The sequence below is a fragment of the Lapidilactobacillus gannanensis genome, from assembly GCF_003946675.1.
Classification (GTDB): Bacteria; Bacillota; Bacilli; order Lactobacillales; family Lactobacillaceae; genus Lapidilactobacillus; species Lapidilactobacillus gannanensis.
In genome coordinates this window covers 1-11565 of sequence record NZ_RHOT01000014.1, presented here as the reverse complement: position 1 = coordinate 11565, position 11565 = coordinate 1, and the positions used below count along the sequence as shown (strand labels likewise).

The 11565-nt window shown below is 38.8% G+C and carries 10 protein-coding genes and 2 pseudogenes; 9 read left to right on the top strand and 3 right to left on the bottom strand.

What is annotated here, in order from left to right; translation table 11 throughout:
- Positions 1-37: 37 nt before the first annotated feature.
- The 7 genes from EKM81_RS05250 to EKM81_RS05220 all read left to right on the top strand — a co-directional run bounded on the left by EKM81_RS05250 (position 38) and on the right by EKM81_RS05220 (position 5854).
- On the top strand, positions 38-334 hold the full coding sequence (locus EKM81_RS05250) for a PTS lactose/cellobiose transporter subunit IIA (protein WP_125649511.1): 297 nt from the start codon (positions 38-40) through the stop codon (positions 332-334).
- 88 nt (positions 335-422) lie between these two features.
- A complete protein-coding gene (locus tag EKM81_RS05245; protein ID WP_125649414.1) occupies positions 423-1799 on the top strand; it encodes a PTS sugar transporter subunit IIC in 1377 nt (458 codons plus the stop codon).
- A gap of 395 nt (positions 1800-2194) precedes the next feature.
- Entirely contained in the window at positions 2195-2419 is a 225-nt protein-coding gene (locus EKM81_RS05240) for a hypothetical protein (RefSeq protein ID WP_125649412.1), read from the top strand.
- Entirely contained in the window at positions 2419-2679 is a 261-nt protein-coding gene (locus EKM81_RS05235) for a hypothetical protein (protein ID WP_125649409.1), read from the top strand. The genes EKM81_RS05240 and EKM81_RS05235 overlap by 1 nt, the downstream gene beginning before the upstream one ends.
- On the top strand, positions 2676-3089 hold the full coding sequence (locus EKM81_RS05230; RefSeq protein ID WP_125649406.1) for a DUF3284 domain-containing protein: 414 nt from the start codon (positions 2676-2678) through the stop codon (positions 3087-3089). Before EKM81_RS05235 ends, EKM81_RS05230 begins: the two co-directional genes overlap by 4 nt.
- Before the next feature lie 126 nt (positions 3090-3215).
- Entirely contained in the window at positions 3216-4661 is a 1446-nt protein-coding gene (locus EKM81_RS05225) for a glycoside hydrolase family 1 protein (protein WP_125649403.1), read from the top strand.
- Positions 4661-5854, top strand: a complete 1194-nt coding sequence (locus EKM81_RS05220) for a GNAT family N-acetyltransferase (protein ID WP_125649400.1) — start codon at positions 4661-4663, stop codon at positions 5852-5854. Before EKM81_RS05225 ends, EKM81_RS05220 begins: the two co-directional genes overlap by 1 nt.
- A 195-nt stretch (positions 5855-6049) precedes the next feature.
- Here EKM81_RS05220 and EKM81_RS11565 read toward each other — a convergent pair.
- The 3 genes and pseudogenes from EKM81_RS11565 to EKM81_RS05205 form a co-directional block, all read right to left on the bottom strand.
- Positions 6050-7452 (bottom strand): annotated as a pseudogene (locus EKM81_RS11565) (DHA2 family efflux MFS transporter permease subunit).
- Between the two features lie 372 nt (positions 7453-7824).
- On the bottom strand, positions 7825-8736 hold the full coding sequence (locus tag EKM81_RS05210; RefSeq protein ID WP_125649397.1) for a sensor histidine kinase: 912 nt from the start codon (positions 8734-8736) through the stop codon (positions 7825-7827).
- 165 nt (positions 8737-8901) lie between these two features.
- Positions 8902-9570 (bottom strand): annotated as a pseudogene (locus EKM81_RS05205) (response regulator transcription factor).
- Between the two features lie 133 nt (positions 9571-9703).
- Here EKM81_RS05205 and EKM81_RS05200 point away from each other — a divergent pair.
- Both EKM81_RS05200 and EKM81_RS11255 read left to right on the top strand, forming a co-directional pair.
- Positions 9704-10621 (top strand): ABC transporter ATP-binding protein, encoded by a 918-nt coding sequence (locus EKM81_RS05200; protein WP_125649394.1) that lies wholly within the window; start codon positions 9704-9706, stop codon positions 10619-10621.
- Positions 10621-11388, top strand: a complete 768-nt coding sequence (locus tag EKM81_RS11255) for an ABC transporter permease (RefSeq protein WP_191987265.1) — start codon at positions 10621-10623, stop codon at positions 11386-11388. The genes EKM81_RS05200 and EKM81_RS11255 overlap by 1 nt, the downstream gene beginning before the upstream one ends.
- The last annotated feature ends 177 nt before the right edge of the window (positions 11389-11565 follow it).

The window sequence follows — 11565 nt, the reverse complement described above, 5'->3', positions numbered from 1 at the left end:
CATACAATTGGACGACGATCAAAATTTACAATCAATCATGGGATTGATTGTTAATGGTGGTAATGCAAAGAGCAGTTCCATGGAAGCGATTCAAGCTGCTAAGACTGGTGACTTTGACGGTGCCGATGCAAAGCTTAAAGAGGCTGATGCTGCTTTATCTGAAGCACATAACTCTCAAACAAGCATGTTAACCAAAGAAGCAAGTGGTGATCATGTTAAAGTTACTTTGTTAATGGTTCATTCTCAAGATCACTTGATGAATGCAATTACTTTCCGTGATTTAGCGGGCGAAATTGTCGATTTATATCGGAAATTAGCTAAAGAAGGTAAGTAGTTTCAAAACAAGTTCTTTTCTACATGGGTTGGTTCAAAAGACTAATATTTTATTTATGGGTTAGCTATTATTTTGGAGGTTATATTTTATGCAAGCAGTTATGAATTGGTTGGAGAAATACCTTGTTCCTATTGCAACCAAAATCGGCTCAATTCGCTGGTTAGTTGCTTTACGTGATGGCTTTATTTCCACAATGCCTATCACTATGGCAGGTTCTCTTGCAACATTATTAAATGCCTTGTTAAATACTTATCCCGCACAATGGGGCTGGACTGGCTTTGTTAACGCAATGCAACCAGTCATTGCTATTGACGGATTTGTATGGAATGGTACTTTAGCAATCTTCGCCATTTTCTTTGCAGCTATGTTTGGTTATCACTTAGCTGTTAACTATAAAGCTGATGGCTTAGGTGGCTCATTAGTTTCATTGTCAGCATTCTTCATGAGTGTTAATACAACTACTAGCTTGACTTTAACTAAGTCATTGTCTAAAGGTGTACAAAAAGCATTCACTGATGCTGGTGCTACTGCAGTAGCTGATAAATCAATTACTGTTGGTGGCTTGTTCTCAATGAGTCAATTGAACTCAGCAAGTTTATTCACTGCAATGATTTTCGGTGGCTTCTCTGTTGCCATTTATATTTGGTTATTACACAAAGATATTACAATCAAGATGCCAGATTCAGTTCCTCCTGCAGTTTCTAAAGCATTTACTGCTTTGATTCCTTCAATGGTTGCTCTGTATGCTGTTGGTATTGTTAACTACATCTTTAACAAGATTACTGGTCAAGTATTCGGTGACTGGTTGAACGCAACAATTCAAGCACCATTATTGAAAGCAGGCCAAGGTGCCGGCATGGTTATCTTAGTTGCTTTACTTGTTCAATTGTTCTGGTTCTTCGGTATTCATGGACCTAACGTCTTGGCACCAATTTTGGAATCAATTTGGGGTACTTCTCAATTAGCTAATATTGCTGCCTTCAAAGACGGCAAGCCAATGCCTTATCTCTGGGTTCGTAACTCATTTGATATTTATGCTTGGTTTGGTGGTTCAGGTGGTACTATCGTATTGATCGTTGGTATCTTGATCTTCTCACATCGTGCTGACGAAAAGGCAGTTGCAAAATTAGCCCTAGCACCTGGGATTTTCAACATCAACGAACCAATTATGTTTGGTTTACCAATCGTTTTGAATGCGATTTACTTTATCCCATTCATCATTGCTCCAGTTATCAACGTAACAATTGCTTACTTTGTAACTCAAGCAGGATGGGTTAACCCTGTACAAATTGCTGTTCCTTGGATTACTCCTCCAGTATTGTTTGCCTTCATGGCAACTGGTCTTGACTGGCGTGCAGCTGTCTTAGCGATTGTCAACATCGTTATTGCATTCTTTATCTGGTTACCATTTATCATTACTTCAAATCGACTAGATCCAGCTGCCGAAGACGAAGTTGCTAAATAGTACTGATATAACCAAAAAGCTAGTTCCATAATGGGGCTAGTTTTTTTATTACTTAAATATTTGAGTAACTGAAAAATTTTCGCGTTGTTTATGAATAATCACGTTTAGAAAAGTTATATCAGTTAGAAATCTTTTGTCAAAATCTATCTATTTTTGATGGGATTACTATCTTATATAAAATGTTGAAATTTCTGATAGGATTCTTGACAGGAGGGTTGGTTGTATTTTTTTAATCAAAGAATTAACTGGAGAAAAAATAATAATTTTCATCAGTCATTTTACTATTAAAAAACTATGACTTTTTCGTGTAAATACGGCTATTAGCTTGCTTTTAAGGGCATTAATGTCTTATCCTATATAATGTAAGTAAACTTAATAATAAAGGAGAACTACACATGATTTTTTTAAATGCACCAATTCAACAACAACAAATTATCGATTTATTGAACAACTACAGTGAAAACGGTGTTAGCTTTGAATTAGAGAGCAAAAAAGGCATGAAACTTGTTTTCAAAACTAATATGGATGACCTTGAGGCAGCTGCTAAGTTGGCTAAATCAGTTATTAAAGCTGAACCATGGGGCTCAGTTCTTTACTTCCAGGCCGGAGTAGAAAAATAATGCGTCGTCGTGGCCTCTTTATTATGTCGTTGGGTTTTGTCGTAATTATGTCAAGCCCAGCTAGTGCAGGTGCTACTGATATTCGCACGGGATTATTGGTGTTAGGTTTAACAGTTGTAATCGTTGGTTATCATTTTTATCGTAAAGATAAGAAGGCTGCCTTTGCACAAGAGGCCGCTGAAAAGGCTAAGAAGTTGGCTGAAGAGGCAAAGAATGTTGGATCAAATGCCTCAGACGAGGAAAAGGTGACCAAGAAATGAAGATTATTAAAACATTAAATGTGCCATCAAGTTATTTATATCGTAAGGTGATTGATTCAGTGCTCTACGATATTCGTAGTCAAACTAAGGAATCAATTGATGAAGCAAATCTTGAAGGATATTCCTATGTCAAGACTTTTTCAAAAACTACCGCTGCACGTTTAACTGTTACTAAACTTATACCAAATGAAGCTTATCATTACGAAACTGAATCCAATAAAAGTACTTTTAAAGTTAGTTATGACATGAAATCTTTACCTGATAACAAGACTGAATTAACTTATGAGGAAAGTGTTGTTTCTGATGGTTGGATGAAGCAAATGAATGATTTGCTAGTCGGCTGGATTTTAGGTTGGATGCGTCGTCGGAATTTCAAAAAAATGTTAACACAAATTGAAGAATCTTATTAATTTGTAATTTTGCCACTAACTTCAGAAATTTTTTCAGACCTGAGTAATTCGGGTAATTGAATGAAGAACTGGTTGTTAGTGGTTTTATTTTAATTATCAGGCAAATATTGAATTGGAGGCATATACATGGCACAACAAATGAAACCATTCCCTAAGAATTTCCTCTGGGGTTCGGCCTCAGCGGCTTATCAAATTGAAGGTGCTTATCGCGAAGGCGGCAAGGGCTTATCAGTTTGGGATCAGTTCGTCCGAATTCCTGGCAAGACTTTTAAAGGGACTAATGGTGATGTAGCGGTTGATCATTACCATCGTTATCGTGAAGATGTTGATTTGATGGCAAAAGCTGGCTTGAAGGCTTATCGTTTTTCAATTGCTTGGACTCGTATTTTTCCTAATGGTAATGGCGAAGTTAATCAAGAAGGTTTGAAGTTCTATGATGATTTAATCAATGATTTGATTGCTCACCAAATCGAACCAGTTGTAACAATTTATCATTGGGATCTGCCACAAGCTTTACAAGACGAGTATCAAGGTTGGGAATCACGGCGGATCATTGCTGATTTTGTTAATTATGCCAAGACGTTATTTGACAATTATGGTGATCGCGTTAAGTATTGGGTTACTTTGAACGAACAAAATGTCTTTATGCAACATGGCTATTCAATGGCGAGTCATCCACCAGCAGTCACTGACCCTAAGCGGATGTACGCTGCTAATCATATTGCTAACTTGGCTAATGCAAGCGCGATTAAATATTTCCATGAACATGGTTATCAAGGTCAAATTGGCCCAAGCTTCGCTTATAGTCCAATCTATGCTGTTGATGCAGCTCCAGAAAATCAATTAGCTGCTGATAATGCCGAACAATTGAATTCTTATTACTGGATGGATATGTATGTTTTCGGTCACTATCCAACGATTGTTCGCAATTGGCAAGAGAAGCAAGGTATTGCGCCAGAAATCACGGTTGAGGATCAAGCATTATTAGAAAATCCCTTGTCTCATCCTGATTTTATGGGCTTGAACTATTACCAAACTGGGACCGTTGCTAAGAATGATACTGGTGTTGGTGCTGCCGCTGAGAATACTTCTGGTAAGAAGGGCACGATTAAAGAATCTGGTGTGCCAGGCATGTTCAAGAATGTTAAGAATGATTATTTGCAAAAAACTGATTGGGATTGGAATATTGATCCAGTTGGTTTGCAAATTGCTTTACGCCGAATCAACAGTCGCTATAATTTACCAGTTTTAATTACTGAAAATGGGCTAGGTGCATTTGATACCTTAGAAGCAGATCATGAAATTCATGATGATTATCGGATTCATTTCTTGCGGGAACATGTGAAAGCAATTCACGCTGCAATTGATGATGGTCTCCAAGTCATTGGTTACACAACTTGGAGTTTCACTGATTTATTAAGTTGGCTAAATGGCTATCAGAAGCGTTACGGTTTTGTTTATGTTGATCGTGATGAAAAGAGTGCTAAAGATTTGGCACGTTATCCTAAAGACAGTTTCTACTGGTATAAGCAAGTGATTGCCAGCAACGGTGAAGATTTAGGAGCGAAATAATGACCCAGGTGGTTGAAATTTCCGTTCAAGATCAGCAATTGTGGCAAGAATACCTGGCGCTCTGCTTTTATGCTTTTGATCGTGTAAATAATGATGGTCGGGCTGAAAAATTAACTGAACTTGGTCGTCATAGTCACACTTATGTGATGTTAGATGATCAAGGCGAGGTGAAGAGTGGCTTAATGGTGACTAATCTCCCGGTTAATTGGCATGGTCAAGAGTTCCTAATGGGCGCTGTTGGTTATGTGGCTACTTACCCAGAGTTTGGTGGTCAGGGTGCCATTAGTCAGTTGATGAGTGCGGCTTATACCCAAATGGCGGCAGATGGTGTTTATTTGTCTTATTTGGCACCGTTCGCGTTTACATTCTATCGGCGCTTTGGTTATGAACAAGTCTTTGATCAAGTCGTGTATGAACTGGCTAGTCGTGATTTTCCACGTCTGCCTAAAGTAACCACTGGACGAGTTGAACGGGGAAGTTTCTTAGCCGATCTACCATTGATGGCTGACTTGTATGGTAAGAGTTATCAAAGTCAGCAGGGTGGCGTTGTTCGTGCAACTTGGTGGCAAGAATATCGTTTTAGTAAACATCCTAGATTTGAAGTCGCCTTTTCATACGATGATGCTGATCAAGCGGATGGTTACTTGCTTTATGAGCGGACGACTGGTGAGACTTTTACCATCGTGGAATTAATGACGACGACGCCAGCTAGTCAAATGCGGTTGTTGCAGTTTGCTGGCAAACATGTTAGCAGTTATCAAGAACTGTTATATGTTAGTGGCAATCAAACGGTACAAAATGATTTACTGCCAGAGGCTTATCAACTAACTACAAAAGTTCAGCCGTATATGATGGCAAGTGTCGTTGATTGGGCGGGCTTAATTGCTGAATGGCATTTTACTGCTGATTTAACAACGCCAATCATTTTGGCAATTGCGGACGATTTCTATCCAGCTAATGCCGGCTTATGGCAATTAACTGTTAACAATGGTCGTGGCAAACTGACGCCAACTGAAGCGACAGAGATTGACTTACGAATCGATACTCGGCAATTGACAAAGGTTGTTCTTGGTTACCGTACTTTAGCGACGCTTCAGCAACGTGGTGAAATTCAGGCAGAGTCAGCAGTTTTACAAGCTTTGCAGAATTGTGTCAACTACGCTGAAAAGCCAATGTTATGGGATTACTTCTAGATCAGTTGGACCTTGCTTAATGTCAAAAAAGAGTCTGGGACATAAGTCTATTTTCCCAAAAAATAAAACAAACTTTAGCTGCTGAAATGTGTTTTCAAAGGCAGCCAGTTCGGCTTAACGCCAAAAAAGCAATCAATTCGTCTGAATTGATTGCTTTTTTACGTTAAGGCCCACTTTGTCAGCTATTGGCATTTTTTATTTAGAAGTCGGTTGCTTAGATTTGGGCCGTAAGACGATAATTAGTAACACTAAGGCAACTATTGCTAGTATGAACAAAGCTTCAAAGGCGCGCTGGGTGCCAATTGCGGTACTGATGTTAAGCGAAGTTTTGCTGTAAGCGAGCTGACTTTGGCCAATAATTGTTGAGACTAAGGATGTGCCAACTGCACCGGCAAATTGTTGGAGTGTCGTTAAAACCGCATTGCCATTGGTTTGTAAATCATTAGGTAGGGACTGTAGTGCACTAGTCATCACGTTACCGGCGCCAAGACCAATTCCGGTCATATAAAGTAGGCCAATCAAGGTGATTCGAGTACTGGTTAACTGCATCGAAGTCAGAACAAATACTAATAAAGCAAGTACGATCAGACTCATGCCGATTAGAATTGGCCGTCGCGCACCGAATTTGTCCAGAATACGACCACTGATCGGCGATAAGGCGGCTGCGATAACCGCACCAGGTAAAACAGCCAGGCCAGCAACAATCGCTGTTTGCTGATTAACTAGTTGAATATAGGTCGGCAAGATAAATGATTGGCCCAAGGTCATGAGCTGAATAATAAGAAATGCTCCCAGGTAGCCACTAAATTGAAGCTGCCGAAAAACCTGAAAATTGATCATTGGATTAGTTAAATGCTGTGAGCGAATAATCAGTAGGATTAGGGCCACAATTCCGATAATTAATGCACCAGCCACTTGCCAACTCCAGAACGGTTGTTGACCGATTTGATTCAAACCAAAGAGCAAACCAGTAAAAATCACAGCGGTCGTTAAGATACTCCAGATATCAAATTTAGTCGCTTGAACTGGGTTGTTTGCTTGATTGTAAATAAGCCGAGAATCAATGAGAAAATTAAAATAGGTAGAAATGCAAAAATATAACGCCAGCTTAAATTAGCGACAACCAGGCCACCAAAAGTTGGTCCAATTGCTGGGGCAATCGCAGTGATCAAGGTACCAACGCCAATCATGAAGCCAGTTCGTTGTGGCGGTACTTGTTCCAGAATGATATTAAACATTAAGGGAAGCGCAATCCCTGTTCCTAAACCTTGAATAACGCGTCCAATTAACAACAAAGAAAAATTCGGTGTAATCAAATCTAAAACCACGCCGGTGATAAAAAGTAGGTTTGCGGTTAGAAATACATTTCTAGTTTTGAAAGCTCGTTTTAAATTTGCCGACAGTGGGACCACCGTCGCGACCATCAATAAGTAGATAGTTGTGAGCCATTGGACGGTATTGGTGCTCACCTTAAATTGAGTCATTAAAGTCGGAAAAGCCACGTTCATCGAAGTTTCTACAATAACGCCGCAAAACGACATGAGTCCTGTAGCCAGAATTGCCCCATAAAGTTTAGCGGATATTTTCTGATTAGCCATTTTGATCTCCCCCTCTAACCAATTGGTACGCCAATAATTGAATAATTATTTCTAACTCAATGACAAGAAATAATTAACAACTAAAGCTATCCATAATCGCGAAAAATTAAGTTATCATAATTAAAGAAGCACCATTAATCAATAAGTAAATCTGATTGAATAGTTAAGCTTAATTGCATACTTATTGCATAAATGGAGTTTAACTATTGACGACACTATAAATACAAATCGATTGTTTGTCAATAATTTGTGACTGAAAGGCTTACTTAATTAAGGTGAGGTATTGAAAATGAAAAAATGGCAGTGATATCAGCAGAACGTGACCAAAGGTGGTTAGGCAGAACTTGAGATCGGTAGTCATATTCTTGGTTCTTAAAGTGTTCGCATTGCTGGCATAGTTCTGCGTAATAGTAGGCTTACCTGAAAAGTATGATCACCAGCCGTTAGTTTCATTTTGCCACCAATAGCTGTAGTCAGGGATTGGACAATACTGAGGCCTAAGCCAGTGTTTTGATAAGTGTGAGCAGTGTCAGTCGTGAAGAAACGGTTGGTCAACTGTTCAATGTTGGTGATAGATGCGCTGGTCTGATTGCTGAACGTTAAGGCGACATGACTGTCATCAGCTTCTTTTAACTGAACTGTAGCTGTCTGGGTAGCATATTTTAACCAATTACTGATTAAGTTTTGAATGATTCGTTTCATTAAGGCCTGATCAGTAGCGAGCTGAATGTTTTCATCAATTTCTAGCTGGACCGTGATTTTCTTAGTGGTTAGTTCATCATAAAAGTTAAGTAGTTCGCCTTCCAGTAATTGTGACAGGTTTGTTGGTTGAATTTTTAATTTTTCGGCTTGAGCTTGAATCAAATTAAAGTCAGTTAAATGATGGAGATAGTAATTAACCGCTTTTAAATTACTGGTGATTCGTTTAATGGTGGTTTGATCAGGATTGTCAGTTTGTCGCGCTAATAGCTGACTATAGCCCATAGCAACAGCTAACGGTATTTTGATGTCATGAATCAGATTCATTAATAATTGATGAATCTTTTTTTCTTGCTGATTAATGGTTTGTTCAGTGACTTGTAGCTTAGTCAGATTGGCATTGATCTGCTTGATGAGTTGCCGAATAATTGGCAGATTTGTATTGGCTGTGACCAGTGCATTAGTTTGATGTTGATTGATATAATTTAAATCAGAAATGATTCGGTTTAAATCAATTACAATCATGAATAAGCAACTCAGCAAAATTAAATTGGTTAGCGCTAAAAAAAGCAATATTGCAGTCATTGTTGGTCTCCTCGTAATAGCATCTAAGTAGCGTTTTTGTGATCGGACGATTTCAAATTTGCGGATAGCTGATAACTAATCATGCTGGTCCTAACGGATTTTCAATTGAAATCTGCGCCAAAGCGATTTTAAAATAGTTATCCAGTATCTTGCGTCAAATGCAAATCAAATAAGATGAACACCAATCCCCCAAATTGAAATAATATATTGTGGTTCAGTCGCTAATTCATTGATTTTGACACGTAAATTGCTGAGGTGAACATTGAGCGTATTCTCAGCATTTTGGTATTGATCACCCCAGACGGTTTCGTATAACTGTGCTTTAGCGAAGACTTGATGGGGATGTCGTAGCAATAAGGCTAAGATTAAAAATTCTTTTTTAGGTAGTGTTAATGGTTGCTAGTTGACCCAGACTTGATGTGTGGTTAGATCTAATTTTATTTCAGCGAAAGATAGGATATGACTGCTTGGTTGTCGCTGTTGTTGGCGCAATTGTACTTCGATTCGTGCAGTTAATTCGTCCAAGTCAAATGGTTTGGTTAGGTAATCATTTGCACCAGCACGTAGTAAAGCGACTGTTTTCTGCTTGTCTTGAATAGCCGTCAGTACAATGATCGGTACCGTCGAAGAACGGCGCAAGGTTTTCAACACACTCTCACCAGTTAGGTTAGGCAGCATTAAGTCAAGAATAATCAAATCCGTTTGTTCTTCAGTCGCCATTTTTAAGCCAGTGATACCATCAAATGCTGCAAGGACTTGATAGTTGGGCGCCAGTACTTCACTTAATAACGCTTGAATATCGTGATTGTCCTCGATGATTAAAATCTTTGTCATTTGTTTGCCTCCGCATCTCTGATTCAAGTATAGCTGATGCCTAGCAGAACAACAATTTAGGTTTAATTAAGGAAGTTTTATGCTGATATTTAAGGATTACAGAATAAACTAAATAACTGATGGAGGTAAGCAAATGACAATTCCCGTTTTAGAAATTAAACAAGTTAGCAAGAAATTTGGTCACTATCAGGCCTTAACGGATATTGATCTCACCATTAATCGTGGTGATATTTTTGGCTTGATTGGTGAAAATGGTGCCGGTAAAACTACTTTGATGCGTTTGATTACGCAGCTCTCGCCTTTGCAGCAAGGGCAGATTACCCTGTTAGGCGAAACTGGCAGCCATTATCAGCAAGCACTCAGTCGTATTGGGGCAATAATTGAGAGTCCAGCTTTCTTTAAAAAGTTAACTGTTGCAGAAAATTTGAAGATTTTTGCCATTCAACATGGGTTAAGTGGTTCGCAACTTATTGACCAAACGCTTGCTTTTGTCGGACTGGCTGAAAAGGCGAATACTAGAGCAGGTCGGTTATCTCTAGGTCAAAAACAACGGTTAGGTTTAGGCCTAGCAATTTTGCCGCAACCTGATTTTTTAATTTTGGATGAACCAATTAACGGTTTGGACCCGGCAGGTATTATTGAATTTCGCCAGTTGTTAAAGCGATTAAATCAAGAGCGTCAAACGACAATTCTGATCTCTAGTCATATTCTGACTGAGTTGTATCAGGTCTCGACACGATTTGGTTTTATTCATCATGGCCATTTAATTCAACAATTGACAAAAGCAGCGTTAGATGAGGCAAATCAGTCAGGTGTATTGATTACGACACCAATGGTTGCTTCAGCAGCCCGTATCCTAGATCAAGCGGCTTATACGGCTTTACAAGTCATTGATGATCAGCATTTATTAGTTCAAGCAACTGCTGCTGATCCTGCTAAAATCAATCAAATATTAGTTAGTGGTGGGGTAGCCGTGACTGCCATCAACCAGCGGACTGGTTCGTTGGAACAATATTACACCGCATTGTTGCGTAAGGAGGGTGGTAAATAATGATTAATCAAATTCGAGCTGATTTTTATCGCCAACGGCATACTTGGGGAAGTTATTTAACTGTTTTGTTAACAATTATTTTTAGTGCTACGATTACTGCACAACGGTCGGTTGGCGGTATTATGATCAATGGCACTGACTTATTACAACGTTTAGAAAATAGTAAGTGGACAGTTTTAAGCGGGTTACAATCGGCCACATTATCATCAAGTGTTTTATTATATGGTTATTTAGGTATTTTTGTCATTGTTATTGGCTATGAGTTTTCTCAAAGCACTTATAAAAATACGTTAATTTCAAGAATTTCACGACTGCAATTTGTCTTGGCAAAGTTTTTGACTTTATTTTTGGATTTGTTGGGCTTGGTTGGTATTTTTTATATAACAGCTTTCCTCACGGGCAGAATTGTTGGTCGTGCTTGGGGAGAACCATTACCAACTTTACTGGGCCACTTGGCAATCATGATTTTAACAGTGGCTTTCTTTATTAATGTGATTTTTGGGATTGGCTTATTATTGTTAGTTGTGACGCACTCGACGGTGATTGCGGCAGTCACAATTGCTGTGTGGCCACTGCTAGTTTCTTTGATTGGGATGACCACCCAATGGAGTTGGCTAAAATACTTTGATTTCATGGGCACTGCCCAACAAATAACCACGCAGTCACTGGCAACAATCAAGTTTGCACCAATTATTGGCACCAGTTTGGGATTAATTGTGGTGATCATTGTCGGTTCAACGATTGCTATTCGTCACCAAGAACTTTGAATTAACGACAAAACCTGTATCACCATTTTGATTAATTGCTATAGTCCCTTTAAGGTTGACAATTGAAATAATATAATTCCTTTGTCAATTTTAAGGGGACTTTTTATGCCTAGAACTAAATATACGGCCGCACAGAAATTAGATATTATTCTGGGCCTAGCAAAAACTGATTTATCT